Here is a 17,505-nt window from a genome sequence, read left to right as displayed (position 1 = left end):
GTCCCGCAGCGCAGCGCGCGAGCTGTGGCGCTCAGACCAGCGTGCGACCGATGCTTCCGATCAGTCCTTCGATCGGCTGGCCCGAGGCGTCGCGGCGCGCGCCCGCCTCGGGGAGCTTGCGCACCGCACCGGTCGGATCGACGGCCTGCGCCGGCGCCGGACCCACCCAGGCGACAGTGAGACGGTCCTCGCCCTTCAGGAAGGAGTGCGCACGTACTCCGCCCGTCGCGCGGCCCTTGGCCGGGTACTCCGTGAACGCCGTGACCTTGGCGCGTCCGGCGTCGGTGCCGGGCAGGATGCCTTCGGCTCCCGAGACGGTGGCGACCACGGCATCCTCCAGCGCACCCACGGCGCCGAAGAACAGCACCGAGGCTCCCGCGCCGAGCTTGATGCCGGCCATGCCGCCGGCGGGTGCGCCCTGCGGACGCACGATCGCGGCCGAGAAGCGCAGCAGCTGAGCATCGGTGGTGACGAAGACGAGCTGCGCGTCATCCGGGGCCTCGGCCGCACCGACGACGGTGTCGCCGGTCTTCAGTCCGATGACCTCGATCTCGGGGCGAACCGGCAGGGTCGACGGCACGATGCGCTTCACCGTGCCCTGCAGCGTTCCGAGGGCGATCGGGGTCTCGCTGTCGAAGCGCACGAACCCGACGACCCGCTCGCCCCGCGTCGTGATGTTCAGATAGTCGCGCAGCGGGGTGCCGGCTGCCAGCTGCACCGAGCTGGACGGCACGGAGGGCAGATCGACGGGGGAGAAGCGCACCACGCGTCCCGCGCTGGTCAGCGCGCCGATCTCGGCGCGCACGGTCGTCTCGAACGTGGTCAGGATCGCGTCGTGCTTGCTGCGGCGGGCCGGCACAGTGAGCTCCTGGCCCTCGACGAGGTCGACGCGGGCGGCGCGCCCCGTGGTGGACAGCACCAGCACGGTCGGCGCGTCGGCGATCTGAAGGTCGACCGCGCCCTTGGTGGCGCGGGGCTTGGGGGGCGCGGCGTTCATCAGCAGCGTGCGGCGGGGGGTGCCGTAGGCGTCGGCCGCCGCGTCCAGCTCCGAGGCGACCGCGGCGCGCAGCAGCGCGGGGCTTCCGAGCAGCTCCCGGAGCTTCGCGATCTCGGCCTTGAGCGCGTCACGCTCGGCCTCGAGCTCGATGCGCGAGAACTTCGTCAGACGCCGGAGGCGCAGCTCGAGGATGTACTCCGCCTGCAGCTCGCTCAGGTCGAACACGGAACGCAGTCGGCTGCGCGCCTGCTCGGAGTCGTCCGACGACCGGATGACCTGGATGACCTCGTCGATGTCGAGGATCGCGATCAGCAAACCCTCGACGAGGTGCAGGCGCTCCTCGCGGCGCGCGAGCCGGTAGCGGCTGCGGCGCGTGATGACCTCGAGACGGTGCGCCACGTAGACGCTGAGCATCTCCTTGAGGCCCAGGGTGCGCGGTTGCCCGTCGACCAGGGCGACGTTGTTGATGCTGAAGGAGTCCTCCAGCGGCGTCAGCCGGTAGAGCTGTTCGAGCACGGCGTTCGGGTCGAACCCGGTCTTGATCCCGATCGCGACACGCAGACCGTGGTTGCGGTCGGTGAGGTCGGTGACATCGCTGATGCCCTGCAGCTTCTTCGACTGCACCGCGTCGCGGATCTTCTCGATCAGCCGCTCAGGGCCGACCATGTAGGGCAGCTCCGAGACGATGATGCCGGTGCGGCGCGGTCCCAGCGGCTCCACGGAGACCTTCGCGCGCACCTTCAGCGCGCCGCGTCCCGTGGCATAGGCGTCCTTCACGCCGTCGAGACCCATCAGCACGCCGCCCGCCGGGAAGTCGGGACCCGGGACGAACTCCATCAGGTCTTCCGTGGTCGCATCCGGATTCTCGAGCAGATGCGTGGCGGCCGCGACGACCTCGATCAGGTTGTGCGGAGCCATGTTGGTGGCCATGCCGACCGCGATGCCGCTGGCGCCGTTGACGAGCAGGTTCGGGAAGGCGGCGGGCAGCACCGAGGGCTGCTGGAACTGTCCGTCGTAGTTCGGGATGAAGTCGACGACGTCCTCGTCGAGGTTCTCGGTCAGCGCGAGGGCCGGGGGCGCGAGCCGCGCCTCGGTGTAACGGGCCGCGGCGGGACCGTCGTCGAGAGAGCCGAAGTTGCCGTGTCCGTCGATCAGCGGCACGCGGAGGGCCCACTCCTGCGCCAGGCGCACCAGGGCGTCGTAGATCGCGGTGTCGCCGTGCGGGTGCAGCTTCCCCATCACCTCGCCGACGACGCGGGCGCTCTTCACGTGTCCGCGGTCGGGCCGCAGACCCATCTCGGCCATCTGGTACAGGATGCGTCGCTGCACGGGCTTCAGTCCGTCGCGCGCGTCCGGAAGAGCCCGGGAGTAGATGACCGAATACGCGTACTCGAGGAACGAGCCCTGCATCTCGCTCGAGAGGTCGATGTCCTGGATGCGCTCTTCGACGGGCTCGGGCGGAGGAGTTTTCGGCATGGACTTCCTGAGGGCGTTCTGGTGGCCTGTGCCAGACTGGCACGGATGTCCCTCATGCTACCGTCCGAGGCCGCGTCGACCCGGAGTGTGGTCGGGGTGGCGTCCGACCTGTTCGCCGCGCTCCGCGGGGAGTCGGACGCCCTGCCGCCGGTGCAGTCCGTCGTGCTCGTGGTGATCGACGGCCTCGGGGCGATCAGCCTCCGTGCTCACGCCGGTCACGCCCGAGCGCTCACGACGGGCATGTCGAAGAAGGATGTCGCCGAGTCGGTGTTCCCGTCGACGACGGCTGCGGCTCTGACGAGCATCCTCACGGGCGCCTCGCCGGGCCTCCACGGCCTCGTCGGGTACCGTGTGCTCGACCGCGCGCGCGACCGGCTGGTGAACCAGCTCACGGGCTGGGAGAGCGAAGGCATAGACCCGGCGACGTGGCAGCCTCGACCGACGATCTTCGAGCGGGCGCAGGACGCGGGGCGTCCGGCCTTCGCGGTGGGGGTCGCCGCCTACGCCGGGAGCGGATTCACCCGCGCGACGCTCCGGGGAGCCGAATTCGTCGCCGCCGCCACTGCGGCCGAGCGCGTGGAGGCGGCCTACGAGCTCGCGGAGCGGCATCCCGGCGCGCTCGTCTACTGCTATCTGCCCGAGGTGGACAAGGCGGGTCACAAGCACGGCGTCGACTCGTCCGCCTGGCTCGCGGCGCTCGAAGACGTCGACGCCGCGCTCGCGCGGCGTGTCCCCGGGCGCGTCGGCGTGCTCGTGACCTCCGACCACGGGATGGTCGATGTTCCGGTACGCCGTCAGGTGATCCTCGAGAGCGCGCATCTGGACGGCATCCGCCATCTCGGAGGAGAGCCGCGGATGCTGCACGTCTACCTGGAGCCGGATGCCGATCCCGCGGGCGTGCACGCGCGGTGGCGCCGCGATCTGGAGGGGACGGCGGATGTGGTCTCCCGTGACGAGGCGATCGAGAGCGGACTGTTCGGCCCGTCGGTCACGGACGCCGCGGCATCACGCATCGGTGATCTCCTCGCGATCGCGCGCGGCACCGCGGCCCTGTACGACGGCACGGCGGCCGATCAACGCGGGCGCGGCATGGTCGGACAGCACGGGGCTCTCACGCCGGAGGAACGACGGGTGCCACTGCTCCGGCTGGGCGCCTTCGCACGCTGAGCGGCCGGTCAGCGGAAGGCGCTGCTCACTCGTCGGTGCGGGCTCCGAAGACGATCTCATCCCACGACGGCATCGCGTTGCGACGTCGTCGGCGACCGTTGGTGTCTCCCGGGGTATCGGGAGTCGTGTCGGTGGGCGCATCGTCGTCGGGCAGCGGCTCGACCGGTGCCGTCTCGAACGCGTCGAAGAGGGCGATCGGGGTGGGGTCGGCGGCGGGAGCGACGTCATGATCGTCGATCAGCGGGGCGTTCTCGCGCTGACCCCGGCGGCGACGCAGCGCCTCGAGAAGATCGGCGGTCTCGGGATTCGTCGACCCCGACTCCGGAGCGCGCTTGATGGCCGCGTGCTGCGCGGCCGCATCGGAGCGCTCGGGGAGCGCCGGATCCTCCACGTCCGCCTCGGGGGTCGGAAGCAGTCGAGGGCCGAAAGCGCCGGAGTCGAATCGGCTCTCGTCCTTGTACGGCGAGTTCGTGCGGTCCGCGTCCACGGCACGCAACCGGGGGATGAGCCCCTCCGGAAGGGAGCCCTGACGCGAGAGCTGGGTGGCGTCGGCGTTGAGGGGAGCGAGGGCGCTGCGGCGGGGATCGAAGCTCCACCGTGCGTCATGGTCGACCTCGCTCGCGGTGAACTCGAGCTTGACGATCCAACCGGACTCGTCCTTCCAGCTCGCCCAGCGCTCGTCGGAGGCGCCGACATCGGCGAGCTTGGCGCGCACGGCCACACCGAACGTCGGCTGCGCGTCGGGTTCGACCTCGCTGCCGATCAGCACGGGAACGGCGAGCGCCTGTCCGATGATGTGCTCGCGCTCCGCGAGGACGGGACCCTCGAACCGGATGACGTCGTCGACACTGATGCCGAGGAGTTCCGAGACCTCCGGCGCGGTCAGCCCGGCGCGGATCTGAGCCTGGATGTCGCGGGGGCTGGCGGCGAGCCGCTGCGCCCCGGGTTCTGCCTGTCGTGTGGCGCGACGGAGTTCGCGCTGCAGGACATCGTCGATGGCCAGCGCGAAGCGCTCGCCCGACTCGGTGGCGAGGACGAGCACTCCTGCTTCTGTGCCGACGATCGTGACGTTTTCCATGCGAATGCCCCTCTGATGGGTGTTCGTTCATGGTGTCACGCATGAGGGGCGGAGGCCGGGAATAGTCTGGGCGTGCCGTGAGTTTGTTCTGTCGCACAGATCAGCATTTGCGAAATGGCATTTGGTCGTGCAAACTGTGGCCGCCGATACCCGACGGCGCACCACCCACTCGCACCATGAAAGTGGAGAATTACCGCATGGCAACCGACTACGACGCTCCCCGAAAGAGTGAAGACGACTCCGAGTCGATCGAAGCCCTCAAGGAGCGTGTTCCGGACAAGTCCTCCGGATCCTCCGGGGACGAAGACTCCGACAACCCTTCGAACTTCGACCTCCCTGGCGCCGACCTCTCCGACCTCGAACTGGACGTCGTCGTGCTGCCCGCGCAGCAGGACGAATTCACCTGCATGAACTGCTTCCTCGTGAAGCACCGTTCGCAGCTCGACCACGAGGGTTCTTCCGGCCCCATCTGCAAGGAGTGCGCTGCCTGAGCACGCGCACGCGAATCACAACGCGCCCCCGACCTTCCGGTCAGGGGCGCGTCGTCATTCCGGGGAGTCCCGGTCCAGGCGCTCCCGGCGTCAGGACCGTGAGGCGCGGATCGCGGCCGCGAGACGGTCCGGGGTGCGCGTCGAGATGCTCCACGACTCGATCGGATCGTCGGGATCGGTGTTCGGCACCACCACGATGCCGTCGATCCCGCCGCGGATGAGGTGCCAGCCACGGGCAGGCAGTCCGGGCCCTCTCGCCTGCCGCGCGTCGTCGCCGGTCAGGGCGACCGGCTCGCCGAGGTACCGCGTGTCGATGTGCGCACGCCCGGCGCGCAGCACGGATCCGGTGACCGAGACCACGGGCGTCAGTGCGACGAAGAGGACGACGAGCAGCGCGGAGACCGCGGCGCCGATGATCAGTGCCACGGTCGATCCGACCGGTACGAAGATCAAGGACACCATGGGACCCGCGAGGGCGACGGTGACCAGCAGCCGGAGGCCGGGGGACAGCCGCTCGCGGTAGGACGTCCGTGTGTCTGTCGTGGGGTTCTGCATTAGCCTCATGGGGTGACCGATTCCGTTGATGTCCCCATTATCGCTCCTGTTCTGGACGGTGTTGTCGTGGCCCCCGGATACGCGCACCCGGGAGATGCCGGTGCGGATCTCGTGGCGGCCGAGAGTGTGCACCTGGCCCCTGGCGAACGAGCGCTCGTCGCGACCGGCGTGCGCATCGCCCTGCCCGACGGGTACGCGGCGTTCGTCGTGCCGCGCAGCGGTCTCGCGGCGAAGCACGGCATCTCCATCGTCAACTCCCCGGGAACCGTCGATGCGGGCTACCGCGGCGAGATCAAGGTGAGTCTGATCAACACGGACACGCACAGCGCGTACGATGTGGCGGTCGGCGATCGCATCGCGCAGCTGATCGTGATGCCCGTCTCGCGGGCCACCTTCATTCCGGTCGACGAGCTGCCGACCAGCGTTCGAGGCGACGGCGGATTCGGATCCACCGGATATCAGGCAGGGAAGAGCAATGACTGACAACACCCCCCACTCCGCGAAGTCCGCTCCGGTGAACCGGGCGACCGACGGCCCCTTCGACGACTCCGAGGCCAACCCGGTACGTCCCTACATCGACCTCGGCGGGATCAAGATCCTCCCCCGGGAGGGCCTGAACCTCCGGCTCGAGGTCGAGGAGCAGTCGAAGCGCATCGTGGCCGTCGGCCTCGACTACGCCGATTCCTCGCTGCAGGTGCAGCCCTTCGCGGCCCCGCGGTCCGGCGGCCTGTGGGATGAGACCCGCGTGCAGCTGCGCGATCAGGTCAAGGCGCAGGGCGGACGGGTCGAGGAGCGTGACGGCGCACTGGGCAAGGAGCTCCTCGCCGAGGTCCCGGCCACCGCGAACGAGGGCTCCGGCCTCCGTCTGGCCCGCTTCATCGGCATCGACGGTCCGCGCTGGTTCCTCCGCGGCGTGATCGGCGGAGCCGCGGCATCCGATCCGGAGGCGGCGGAGAAGGTCGAGGACCTGTTCCGCTCGATCGTCGTCGTGCGCGGCGGATCGCCCATGCCGCCCCGCGATCTGATCCCGCTGAAGATGCCGGCGACGCCGGGCTCCGCGTGAGCGCTCCCGAACCGGAGGCCCCGCGGGAGAAGAGCACGTCCGACGTGCTCGGCGAGGCGCTCGGCGGCGCGGCGCGTCGTGCCGGAATCGACCCGTCCGAGGATGCGACGGCGCCGAAGGTCGTGTGGTCCGCGATCGGCGGGTGGCGCGGAATCCTCGAGTCCGTCCTGCCCAGCCTCGCCTTCGTCATCCTCTTCACGCTCCAGCCCGAGCCGCTGATCCTCGCACTCGGGGTGTCGGTGGGGTTGGCCGCGGTCTTCACGCTCGTGCGCATCGTCCAGAAGTCGCCCCCGTCGGCCGCGATCGGCGGTCTGGTGGCTGCCGCCGCCGCCGCCGCGCTGGCGCTGTTCACCGGGCGCGGTGAGGACAATTTCGTCCCGGGGCTCATCACCAACGCCGTGTACGGCTCCGTCCTGCTCGTCTCCGCCCTCATCGGCTGGTCGCTCATCGGCGTCGCCGCGGGGTTCCTCATGGGGGAGGGCACCGCATGGCGGAACGACCGTCGCAAGAGGCGCGCCTTCCTCTGGTTGGGCATCGCCTGGGCTGCCCTCTTCTTCGCACGACTCGCGGTGCAGCTCCCGCTCTACCTCGCGGGAGACGTCACGGCCCTCGGCACGCTCAAGCTGATCATGGGTCTGCCGCTGTTCGCACCCCTGATCGCGATCACCTGGCTCGTCGTCCGTGCGCTCTATCCCCGCGTGCCGAGCGACGAGAGCACCTCTCCGGCGTGATAGATTTATCTTGATGTCAAGATAAATCGCAGGCTTCTGCACGGGCCTGAAAAGGCGCAGACTGGTTAGGTACGCCTTGCTAGCCGCAGAACCTCCGAGGCGAGCAAGATGGAAGCGCCTGTCGCTCCCATTCGACCAGAAGGAGACGGATCCGTGTCCACGGTGAACAGCTTCGGTGCCAAGAGCACCCTGACAGTCGGCAGCACCGACTACGAGATCTTCCGCATCGACACGGTGCCCGGCTACGAGAAGCTCCCCTTCAGTCTCAAGGTCCTCCTGGAGAACCTGCTGCGCACCGAAGACGGTGCGAACGTGACGAAGGCGCAGATCGAGGCTCTGGGTTCGTGGGATGCCGCGGCAGACCCCACCACCGAGATCCAGTTCACGCCGGCCCGTGTGGTCATGCAGGACTTCACCGGCGTGCCCTGCATCGTCGACCTCGCCACGATGCGCGAGGCCGTCACGGCTCTCGGCGGCGACGCGAACAAGATCAACCCCCTCTCCCCGGCAGAGATGGTCATCGACCACTCCGTGATCGCAGACCTCTTCGGCTCCGAGAACGCGCTCGAGCGCAACGTCGAGATCGAGTACGAGCGCAACGGCGAGCGGTACCAGTTCCTGCGCTGGGGCCAGACGGCCTTCAGTGACTTCAAGGTGGTGCCCCCGGGCACCGGCATCGTGCACCAGGTGAACATCGAGCACCTCGCCAAGGTCATCTACGACCGCGAGGTCGACGGCGTGCTGCGTGCCTACCCCGACACCTGCGTCGGCACCGACTCGCACACCACCATGGTCAACGGCCTGGGCGTGCTCGGGTGGGGCGTCGGCGGCATCGAGGCCGAGGCCGCGATGCTCGGTCAGCCCGTGTCCATGCTCATCCCGCGCGTCGTGGGCTTCAAGCTCAGCGGCGAGATCCCCGCCGGCGTCACCGCGACCGACGTCGTGCTGACGATCACCGATCTGCTGCGCAAGCACGGCGTGGTCGGCAAGTTCGTCGAGTTCTACGGCGAGGGCGTGGGGTCGGTTCCGCTCGCGAACCGCGCCACGATCGGCAACATGAGCCCCGAGTTCGGTTCGACCGCCGCGATCTTCCCGATCGACGACATCACGCTCGACTACCTGCGCCTCACGGGCCGCAGCGACGAGGCCGTCGACCTGGTCGAGGCCTACGCGAAGGAGCAGAAGCTCTGGCACGACGAGACCGTCGAGCCCACCTTCAGCGAGTACCTCGAGCTCGACCTCGGTACGGTCGTCCCCTCGATCGCCGGTCCGAAGCGCCCGCAGGACCGCATCCTGCTCTCCGAGGCCAAGTCGCAGTTCGAGCAGGACATCCTGTCCTACGCCGCGGCGTCGACCTCCGACTCGATGGTCGACCTCGAGTCGAAGCACTCGTTCCCCGCATCCGACCCGGGTTCGGTTCCCGGCGAGGAGGAGCCGGTGACCACGCGCCCCGTGCACATCAACAGCGGCGCGCCGGCGAACGCCTCCAAGCCTGTGCCGGTGACCACGCCGTCGGGGGAGAAGTACATCCTCGACAACGGTGCCGTCACGCTCGCCGCGATCACCTCGTGCACCAACACCTCGAACCCCTCGGTCATGATCGCCGCAGGTCTCGTGGCGCGCAAGGCGCTCGAGAAGGGTCTCAAGCAGAAGCCCTGGGTCAAGACGACTCTGGGCCCGGGCTCGAAGGTCGTCACCGACTACTACGAGAAGTCCGGACTCGACAAGGACCTCGAGGGCCTCGGCTTCTACACCGTCGGCTACGGCTGCACGATCTGCATCGGCAACTCGGGTCCGCTCATCGAAGAGGTCTCCGCGGCGATCAACGACCACGACCTCGCGGTCACGGCGGTGCTCTCCGGAAACCGCAACTTCGAGGGCCGCATCAGCCCCGACGTGAAGATGAACTACCTCGCCAGCCCGCCGCTGGTCATCGCGTATGCGCTGGCCGGGTCGATGCACTTCGACTTCGACACGGATGCGCTGGGCAAGGACACCGAGGGCAATGACGTCTTCCTCAAGGACATCTGGCCCACGCCCGACGAGGTGCAGGCGCTCGTCGACTCGTCGATCTCGCGCGAGCAGTTCATCAAGCAGTACTCGACCGTGTTCGAGGGCGACGAGCGCTGGAAGAGCCTTCCGACGCCGGATGACGCCATCTTCCAGTGGGATGAGCACTCGACGTACGTGCGCAAGGCCCCGTACTTCGACGGCATGACGATGGAGCTCACCCCGGTGCGCGACATCGAGGGCGCGCGTGTGATGGCGACGCTCGGCGACTCGGTCACGACCGACCACATCTCGCCGGCCGGCAACATCAAGCCCGGAACACCCGCGGCGCAGTACCTGACCGAGCACGGTGTGGACCGCAAGGACTTCAACTCCTTCGGCTCGCGACGTGGCAACCACGAGGTCATGATCCGCGGGACGTTCGCGAACATCCGCCTGAAGAACGCCATGGTGGCCGCGGTCAACGACGGCCAGGTCGTCGAGGGCGGGTACACCCGCGACTTCACGCAGGAGGGCGGCCCGCAGTCGTACATCTACGACGCGAGCATGAACTATCAGGAGCAGGGCACGCCCCTCGTCATCTTCGGTGGCAAGGAGTACGGCTCCGGCTCGTCCCGCGACTGGGCGGCCAAGGGCACGAGCCTGCTGGGCGTCAAGGCGGTCATCACCGAGAGCTTCGAGCGCATCCACCGCTCCAACCTCATCGGCATGGGCGTCGTCCCGCTGCAGTTCCCGGCCGGCGAGAGCTGGGAGACCCTGGGCCTCGACGGCACCGAGATCGTGTCGATCTCCGGTCTGGAAGAGCTCAACAACGGTGTGACGCCGAAGACGGTCCGGGTCACGGCCACCCCGAGCGAGCACTCGCCCGAGGGGAAGCAGGTCGTGGAGTTCGACGCGGTCGTCCGTATCGACACCCCCGGTGAGGCGGACTACTACCGCAACGGCGGCATCCTGCAGTACGTGCTGCGCTCGCTCGTCTGAGCCATCTCGATCGAAGGGGATCCGGCATCGCGCCGGGTCCCCTTCGTCGTTCCCTGCGGGTGCGCCTCCGGGCCGATTCCCGGTCGGGCGCGATAGGATCGTCAGGACGTTCGCAGTCGTGCGGGCGCCTCAGACGGAGCCTGTAGGAGGTGCAGATGCCCATTCTTCCGAGCATCTCAGGACCCCGCGATCTGGACGCTTTGTCCGAGGATCAGCTTGTCGAACTGGCGGGCGAGGTCCGTGAGTTCCTGATCGAGAACGTCTCGCGCACGGGTGGGCATCTCGGCCCGAATCTCGGAGTGGTCGAGCTCACGATCGCGCTGCATCGCGTCTTCTCCTCGCCGGACGATCCGTTCATCTTCGACACGGGGCATCAGTCCTACGTGCACAAGCTGCTCACGGGCCGCCAGGACTTCTCCGGTCTGCGCCTGCGGGGCGGCCTGGCCGGATACCCGCAGCGCGGCGAGAGCGCACATGACGTGGTCGAGTCCTCGCACGCGTCGAGCTCGCTCAGCTGGGCGGACGGCGTCTCCCGCGCGCTGACGGCGACCGGGCGGGCCGACCGCCACGTCGTCGCCGTCGTCGGCGACGGCTCGCTCACGGGCGGCATGACGTGGGAAGCGCTCAACAACATCTCCGACGACAACGACCGCAACCTCGTGATCGTCGTGAACGACAACGGACGCTCCTATGCGCCGACCATCGGCGGCATGTCGCGCTTCCTGAACCGCGTACGCACTGCGGCCGCCTACAAGGATCTGCATCACAAGTCCGATCGGCTGTTCCGCGCGTTCGGCCCCGTCGGGCGCGCCGTGTTCCGCGGTGTACGCGGCGGAACACATGGCTTCCTGTCACGCTTCACGAACAATGAAGCGCTGTATTCCAATCTCGACATCAAGTACCTGGGTCCCGTCGACGGTCACGATCTGCCGGCGCTGCTGGAGACCCTCGCTCTGGCCAAGTCGTACGGCGCACCGGTGATCGTGCACGCCATCACCGAGAAGGGTCACGGCTATCAGCCCGCTCGCGACGACGAGGCCGATCAGTTCCACGCCGTCGGGCAGATCGATCCCCTCACCGGCGAGACGCTGTCCGCCGGGGGGCGGGGCTGGACGGATGTCTTCTCCGACGCCCTCGTCGATGTCGGCGAACGCCGGGAGGACGTGATCGCGATGACCGCGGCGATGCTGCGTCCGACGGGGCTGGCGCCTTTCGCGGAGCGCTTCCCCGACCGCGTCTACGACGTGGGCATCGCGGAACAGCACGCGGTCGCCTCCGCCGCCGGGCTCGCCTTCGGCGGCCTCCACCCCGTGGTCGCGCTGTACGCGACGTTCATGGGCCGTGCCTTCGACCAGGTGCTCATGGACGTGGCGCTGCACCGCGCCGGGGTCACCTTCGTGCTCGACCGCGCCGGGGTCACCGGTCCCGACGGTCCCAGCCATCACGGCATGTGGGACCTCGCGATGCTGCAGATCGTCCCGCACATCCGCATCGCCGCGCCGCGAGACGGCGCCCGGCTCGCCGAAGCCCTCGACGAGGCGGTCGACGTCGCGGACGCGCCCACCGTGATCCGCTTCCCGAAGGGATCCGTCGCCGCTGATCTGCCCGCGATCGAGCGGCTGTCGGACGGCGTCGACGTGCTCGAGCGCGGTGAGTCGGAGGACGTCCTCCTGGTCGCGATCGGACCCTTCGCGACCCTCGCCATGGACGTGGCCGCACGTCTGCGTGCGCAGGGCATCGGCGCCACCGTGATCGACCCGCGGTGGGCGATCCCGGTCCAGCCGTCCGTGGTCACATTGGCCGCTCGTCACCGCCTCGTGATCACACTGGAGGACGGCATCCGGGTCGGGGGGATCGGCACGCGCGTTCGTCAGGTGCTGCGTGAGTCCGGGATCGACACGGCGGTCGACGAGCTGGGGTTGCCTGATGAGTTCATCGATCACGCCACGCGCGACGAGATCCTCGTCGATGCGGGACTGACGGCTTCCAAGATCGCGCAGGACGTGGTCGCGCAGGTGCTCGGCACCCGCATCCCGATGGCCAGGAACGCCGGCGAGACCGGTGCGATCGACCTCCCACAGCACGAGCGGCGCTGAGCGCTGCGCGCTCCGGGAGGTGACCGACATGCGGTATCTCCTGGAGACCGGAGTGGTCCGGTGCGAGCACGCCGTCTCGAGCGGCGAGCACTGAGATGGGAACGCACATCGCTGTGCTCGCGAACCCTGCGGCGGGGAGAGGTCGCGGTGCGCGCGCCGCGACGGTCACGATCGACCGACTGCGAGGTGAGGGAGCGGTGGTGCGCTCCTACCGGGGAGAGTCGGCGGAGGACACGGTCCGTCTCGCGGCCGAGGCACTGGGGGCCGGACCGCGATCGCTCGTCGTGGTGGGCGGTGACGGCACACTCGCGGGCATACTCGACATCGTGATCCGCCACTCCGTCCCGATCGTGCTGGTTCCGGCAGGCACGGGCAACGACCTGGCACGTGCACTCGGGATACCGCTGCGCGACCCCGGCGCCGCAGCCGTGCTGGCCTTGCGGGGCGCGCCGCGACGCATCGACGTCGGTGAGATCCGCAGCGACCTGGGCGTCCGGCTGTTCCTCTCGGTCGCGGCGCTCGGGTTCGACGCCAAGGTGAGCGACCGGACCAACCGCCTGCGCTGGCCACGTGGCGTGCTGCGTTACTACCTCGCACTGGTGATCGAACTCGTGCGACTGCGCCCGATGGCCTTCCGGCTCGGGGTCGACGGGGGACAGCCCCGCGCGCTGCCCGGCACGCTGATCGCCGCCGGCAACACGGAGAGCTACGGCGGGGGTATGCCGGTGTGCCGAGGAGCGCGACCCGATGACGGGATGCTGGACGTGGTGCATGTGCGGCCGATCGGGCGGTTGCGACTGCTCCGGCTGTTCCCGTCACTGTTGCGCGGTCGGCATCTCGAACGCCGCGAGGTGTCGCACCGGCGTGCGCGCACGATCACCGTGTCCGCGCCCGGACTCGTCGCCTACGCCGACGGGGAGCGGGTGGGGACGGGTGTGTGCACGATCGGCGTTCGACCGGGAGTACTCACGATCATGGTGCCGCGAGAGGAGGACGCGCATGCCGTTCGATGAGGACGTCGTGGTCATCGGGTCCGGTTTCGGCGGCTCGGTCGCGGCCCTCCGTCTCGTCGAGAAGGGCTACCGCGTGCGGGTGCTCGAGGCCGGGCGCCGCTTCGCCGATTCCGACTTCGCGAAGACGAACTGGAACCTCCGACGCTACCTGTGGGCTCCCGCTCTCGGCTGCTTCGGTGTGCAGCGCATCCATCGGCTCCCGCACGTCATGATCCTGGCGGGTGCCGGGGTCGGCGGCGGATCGCTCAACTACGCCAACACGCTGTATCAGCCCGGTGCCGCGTTCTTCGACGACCCGCAGTGGCACGGTCTCGCGGACTGGGAGCGCGAGCTGGCTCCGCACTACGCCACCGCGAAGCGCATGCTCGGCGTCGTCGAGCACTACCCGCACACCGGGCCGGTCGAGCGGATCATGGCCGGTGCCGCCTCCGACCTCGGCGTGGGAGACACCTTCCGCCATGCGCCGGTCGGGGTCTGGTTCGGCAAGCCCGGCGAGCGCGTCTCGGACCCGTTCTTCGGGGGCGAGGGCCCCGACCGCACCGGATGCACGCTGTGCGGCAACTGCATGGTCGGATGCCGCGTGGGCGCGAAGAACACACTGATGAAGAACTATCTCGCCCTCGCGGAGCGACGGGGAGCCGTGATCGAGGCCCTGCGCACGGTCACCGACATCCGCGAGCTGCCCGGCGGGGGATTCGCGGTCACGACGCGGCGGAGCGGGGCCTGGGTCCGTCGTGCGCGGCGCACCGTCACGGCCTCTCAGGTCGTGCTCGCGGCGGGCACGTGGGGGACGCAGCAGCTGCTGCACCGCATGAAGCACGAGGGACGACTGCCGCGCATCTCCGATGCCCTGGGACGGCTCACACGCACGAACTCCGAGGCGCTGGACGGCGCGGTGGCGACGCGGGTGCCCGAGTCGCTGCAGCTCGCGCGCGGCGTGGCGATCACGACGTCGTTCCACATCGACGAACGGACGCACGTCGAGAACGTCCGGTACGGCCCGGGCTCGAACCTGATGGGCGCGCTGGCCTCGGTCGTCGTGCCCGGAGACCGCGCGTTATGGCGGCGCCTGACGAGCGTGCTCGGACAGCTGCTGCGCGCGCCGATTCGCCAGCTGCGGCTCGGTTCCCTGCACCGCTGGAGCGAACGAGGCATCATCGCCCTCGTGATGCAGACCGCGAACAACTCCCTCACGCTGTCGCTGCGCCGCAGGTTCGGGCGCCTCGTCATGACGAGCGCGCAGGGGCACGGCGAACCCAACCCCAGCCATCTGCCGCAGGCGCATCGGGCGGCGCGGGCGATCGCGGCGCGGGTGGCCGCGGACGGCGGGGTGCCCGCCGAAGCCCGGGGATCGTGGCCCGAGGTGTTCGGGGTGCCGCTCACGGCGCACTTCCTCGGTGGTGCCGTCATCTCGGCCTCGCCGGAGGAGGGCGTGATCGACGCCTATCACCGGGTGTGGGGGCATCCGGGACTGCATGTCGTCGACGGCGCCGCGGTTCCTGCCAACCCCGGCGTGAATCCCTCGTTGAGCATCACCGCACTCGCGGAGCGTGCCCTGTCGTACTGGCCGCGTGCCGGGGAGTCGGACGAGCGCCCGGCGCAGCAGGATCCGCGTCGTCCCTGACGGGCGCAGACGGGACGACGGAGGGGCCGCGCCGAAGCGCGACCCCTCGTGCGAGCATCCGGATCAGCGGCTCTCGACACCCCGGATCTGCGGGGTGTGGAAGGAACCTCCGAAGGCGCGGTCGGATGCGCCCTCACGGTCGAGGTACGGCGAGGCGCCGCCGTCGATGAACGGCCAGCCGGCGCCCAGGATCAGGCAGAGGTCGATGTCCTCCACCTCGGGAACGACGCCCTCATCGAGCATGAGCTTGATCTCCTGTGCGAGTCCGTCCTGCACCCGCGCGAGGATCGTCGCCGCGGACGCCGGAGCCGAGCCGACGGCGGGCTTGAGCAGCTTCTCCGCCTGCTTGGTCCATCCCGTGACCCTGCCGCCCTTGTCCTTCTCGACCACGGCGTCGAGCGCCGCGAGAGCGTGGAAGTTCTCGTTCGCGTAGAAGCGGTCCGGGAACGCCTGCACCATCGTGTCCTGCACGTGCGCGGCGACCTTCCAGCCGACCAGGTCGATCAGCTGGAACGGCCCCATCGGGAGACCGAGCGGGCCGAAGGCCTTCTCGACATCGGCGATGGGCGTGCCCTCGTAGACGGCCCGAGCAGCTTCGCCCATGACCTTCGCGAGCAGGCGGTTCACGACGAACCCCGGAGCGTCGGCGGTCAGCACGGCGCTCTTGCCGAGGTTCTTCGCGACCACGAACGCCGTCGAGAGCGCGGCATCCGACGTGTTCGGCGTCCTGACGATCTCGATGAGCGGCATGACAGCCACCGGGTTGAAGAAGTGGAAGCCCACCAGGCGCTCGGGGTGAGCGAGCTGGGAACCGATCTCCTCGACCGACAGCGACGAGGTGTTGGTCGCGAGGATGGCGTCGTCCGCGATGATCTTCTCGATCTCGCCGAACACCTGCTGCTTGACGCCGACCTCTTCGAACACCGCCTCGATCACGAAGTCGCAGTCCGCGTAGAGACTCTTGTCGGTCGTTCCCGTCACCAGCGCACGCAGCCGGTTGGCGGTGTCGGCATCGAGACGGCCCTTGCCCTCGAGCTTCCCGATCTCCTCATGGATGTACGCCACGCCCTTGTCGACACGCGCCTGGTCGAGGTCGGTGATGAGCACCGGCACCTGCAGCTTGCGCACGAACAGGAGCGCGAACTGGCTCGCCATGAGTCCGGCGCCGATGATGCCGACCTTCGTGACCTTCTTCGCGAGTGCCTTGTCGGGAGCGCCGACCGGCCGCTTGGCGCGCTTCTGCACGAGGTCGAACGCATACATGGATGCCGCGAACTGGTCGCCCGTGACGAGATCCGCGAGTGCCTCGTCCTCGCGCGCGAAGCCCTCGGCCTTGGTGCCGCTCTTCGCCTTGTCGAGGAGTTCGAGCGCGGCGTACGGCGACTTCGGCACCGTGCCGATCTTCGACTCCAGCATGCCGCGGGCCATCTTGATCGCGATCGGCCACTTCGTGAGGCGCTCGATCTTGCCCGGCTCGTTCTTGCGCTCGACCTTCTTGCCGCCGAGAACGGCGTCGGCCCAGGCGAGCGAGTTCTCGAGGTAGTTCGCGGCCGGGAAGATCGCGTCCATGATGCCGAGGTCGAAGGCCTGTTGCGGCTTGAGCATGCGGTTCTGCTTGAGCGGATTCGAGATCACGACCTCGAGGGCGTTCTCGATGCCGATCAGATTCGGCAGCAGGTACGCGCCACCCCACCCGGGGATGATGCCGAGGAAGACCTCGGGCAGCGCGATCGCAGCCGCCGATGCATCGACCGTGCGGTAGGTCGAGTTCAGCGCGATCTCGAGCCCGCCGCCGAGCGCGAGTCCGTTGACGAACGCGAACGAGGGCACACCGAGCTCCGAGATCGAGCCGAGGACCTTGTGACCGAGCTGGGCGATGAGCCGAGCGTTGTCGCGGGAACCGACCTTGCTGATGTCCGACAGATCGGCACCGGCGGCGAGGATGTACTGCTTGCCCGTGATGCCGACGGCCTGGATCTCCCCGGCGGCGGCACGGGCCTTCAGCCCGTCGAGCGTCTCGCCCAGTTGCGTCAGCGTGGCGGGCCCGAGGGTGTTCGGGCGCGTGTGGTCGCGGCCGTTGTCGAGGGTGATCAGCGCGAGCACCTTGCCCGACGCGAGTCGGATGTCGCGCACCGGCGACTGCGTGATGACCTCGCCGTCGGTGAGCGCCTGGATCGGCGAGAAGTCGACCGCCGCGTACTGTTCGGAAACCGTGTTCGTCAT

At 69.1% G+C, this 17,505-nt stretch carries 13 protein-coding genes; 9 read left to right on the top strand and 4 right to left on the bottom strand.

Features of this window, described 5'->3' with window-relative positions; translation table 11 throughout:
- Window positions 1-31: 31 nt before the first annotated feature.
- Entirely contained in the window at window positions 32-2,473 is a 2,442-nt protein-coding gene (locus tag ACWA14_RS08080) for a DNA gyrase/topoisomerase IV subunit A (RefSeq protein ID WP_463792275.1), read from the bottom strand.
- A gap of 45 nt (window positions 2,474-2,518) precedes the next feature.
- Between ACWA14_RS08080 and ACWA14_RS08075 the strand changes: the two genes are divergently transcribed.
- A complete protein-coding gene (locus tag ACWA14_RS08075) occupies window positions 2,519-3,640 on the top strand; it encodes an alkaline phosphatase family protein (protein ID WP_463792273.1) in 1,122 nt (373 codons plus the stop codon).
- Between the two features lie 25 nt (window positions 3,641-3,665).
- Here ACWA14_RS08075 and sepH read toward each other — a convergent pair whose 3' ends face one another.
- A complete protein-coding gene (gene sepH, locus ACWA14_RS08070; protein ID WP_463792271.1) occupies window positions 3,666-4,718 on the bottom strand; it encodes a septation protein SepH in 1,053 nt (350 codons plus the stop codon).
- Between the two features lie 197 nt (window positions 4,719-4,915).
- Between sepH and ACWA14_RS08065 the strand changes: the two genes are divergently transcribed.
- Complete coding sequence (locus tag ACWA14_RS08065; protein ID WP_463792267.1) at window positions 4,916-5,209, top strand: DUF4193 domain-containing protein; 294 nt, start codon at window positions 4,916-4,918, stop codon at window positions 5,207-5,209.
- Window positions 5,210-5,299: 90 nt separating this feature from the next.
- Here ACWA14_RS08065 and ACWA14_RS08060 read toward each other — a convergent pair whose 3' ends face one another.
- The gene (locus tag ACWA14_RS08060; protein WP_463792266.1) at window positions 5,300-5,773 is read right to left on the bottom strand and encodes a DUF3093 domain-containing protein; all 474 of its coding nucleotides are present in this window, start codon (window positions 5,771-5,773) and stop codon (window positions 5,300-5,302) included.
- Between the two features lie 3 nt (window positions 5,774-5,776).
- On the opposite strand from ACWA14_RS08060, the gene dut reads away from it, so the two are divergent.
- The 7 genes from dut to ACWA14_RS08025 all read left to right on the top strand — a co-directional run bounded on the left by dut (window position 5,777) and on the right by ACWA14_RS08025 (window position 15,282).
- Entirely contained in the window at window positions 5,777-6,247 is a 471-nt protein-coding gene (dut, locus tag ACWA14_RS08055) for a dUTP diphosphatase (RefSeq protein WP_463792264.1), read from the top strand.
- A complete protein-coding gene (locus ACWA14_RS08050) occupies window positions 6,240-6,827 on the top strand; it encodes a DUF3710 domain-containing protein (protein ID WP_463792263.1) in 588 nt (195 codons plus the stop codon). The genes dut and ACWA14_RS08050 overlap by 8 nt, the downstream gene beginning before the upstream one ends.
- On the top strand, window positions 6,824-7,558 hold the full coding sequence (locus ACWA14_RS08045; RefSeq protein ID WP_463792261.1) for a DUF3159 domain-containing protein: 735 nt from the start codon (window positions 6,824-6,826) through the stop codon (window positions 7,556-7,558). The genes ACWA14_RS08050 and ACWA14_RS08045 overlap by 4 nt, the downstream gene beginning before the upstream one ends.
- 153 nt (window positions 7,559-7,711) lie before the next feature.
- Window positions 7,712-10,549 carry an aconitate hydratase gene (locus ACWA14_RS08040; RefSeq protein ID WP_463792260.1) on the top strand — a complete coding sequence of 946 codons (2,838 nt, stop codon included), beginning with the start codon at window positions 7,712-7,714 and terminating at the stop codon, window positions 10,547-10,549.
- A gap of 155 nt (window positions 10,550-10,704) precedes the next feature.
- Window positions 10,705-12,645: a 1-deoxy-D-xylulose-5-phosphate synthase gene (gene dxs / locus ACWA14_RS08035; protein WP_463792259.1), complete on the top strand. Its 1,941-nt coding sequence runs from the start codon at window positions 10,705-10,707 to the stop codon at window positions 12,643-12,645.
- Between the two features lie 95 nt (window positions 12,646-12,740).
- Window positions 12,741-13,658 carry a diacylglycerol kinase family protein gene (locus tag ACWA14_RS08030; RefSeq protein WP_463792257.1) on the top strand — a complete coding sequence of 306 codons (918 nt, stop codon included), beginning with the start codon at window positions 12,741-12,743 and terminating at the stop codon, window positions 13,656-13,658.
- Complete coding sequence (locus ACWA14_RS08025; RefSeq protein WP_463792255.1) at window positions 13,645-15,282, top strand: GMC oxidoreductase; 1,638 nt, start codon at window positions 13,645-13,647, stop codon at window positions 15,280-15,282. The genes ACWA14_RS08030 and ACWA14_RS08025 overlap by 14 nt, the downstream gene beginning before the upstream one ends.
- Before the next feature lie 63 nt (window positions 15,283-15,345).
- On the opposite strand, the gene ACWA14_RS08020 is transcribed toward ACWA14_RS08025, so the two are convergent.
- Window positions 15,346-17,505 (bottom strand): 3-hydroxyacyl-CoA dehydrogenase NAD-binding domain-containing protein, encoded by a 2,160-nt coding sequence (locus tag ACWA14_RS08020; protein WP_463792254.1) that lies wholly within the window; start codon window positions 17,503-17,505, stop codon window positions 15,346-15,348.

The sequence above is a fragment of the Microbacterium sp. TW_SC_2 genome, assembly GCF_055361165.1.
This window is presented reverse-complemented; position numbering and strand designations above follow the sequence as displayed.

Excerpts from the sequence above, each read along its gene's own strand:
- ACWA14_RS08080 (WP_463792275.1), bottom strand. The coding sequence starts at position 2,473 with ATGCCGAAAACTCCTCCGCCCGAGCCCGTCGAAGAGCGCATCCAGGAC.
- dxs (WP_463792259.1), top strand. The coding sequence starts at position 10,705 with ATGCCCATTCTTCCGAGCATCTCAGGACCCCGCGATCTGGACGCTTTG.
- ACWA14_RS08030 (WP_463792257.1), top strand. The coding sequence starts at position 12,741 with ATGGGAACGCACATCGCTGTGCTCGCGAACCCTGCGGCGGGGAGAGGT.
- ACWA14_RS08020 (WP_463792254.1), bottom strand. The coding sequence starts at position 17,505 with ATGACGAACACGGTTTCCGAACAGTACGCGGCGGTCGACTTCTCGCCG.
- ACWA14_RS08050 (WP_463792263.1), top strand. The coding sequence starts at position 6,240 with ATGACTGACAACACCCCCCACTCCGCGAAGTCCGCTCCGGTGAACCGG.
- ACWA14_RS08065 (WP_463792267.1), top strand. The coding sequence starts at position 4,916 with ATGGCAACCGACTACGACGCTCCCCGAAAGAGTGAAGACGACTCCGAG.
- sepH (WP_463792271.1), bottom strand. The coding sequence starts at position 4,718 with ATGGAAAACGTCACGATCGTCGGCACAGAAGCAGGAGTGCTCGTCCTC.
- ACWA14_RS08075 (WP_463792273.1), top strand. The coding sequence starts at position 2,519 with ATGTCCCTCATGCTACCGTCCGAGGCCGCGTCGACCCGGAGTGTGGTC.
- ACWA14_RS08025 (WP_463792255.1), top strand. The coding sequence starts at position 13,645 with ATGCCGTTCGATGAGGACGTCGTGGTCATCGGGTCCGGTTTCGGCGGC.
- ACWA14_RS08060 (WP_463792266.1), bottom strand. The coding sequence starts at position 5,773 with ATGAGGCTAATGCAGAACCCCACGACAGACACACGGACGTCCTACCGC.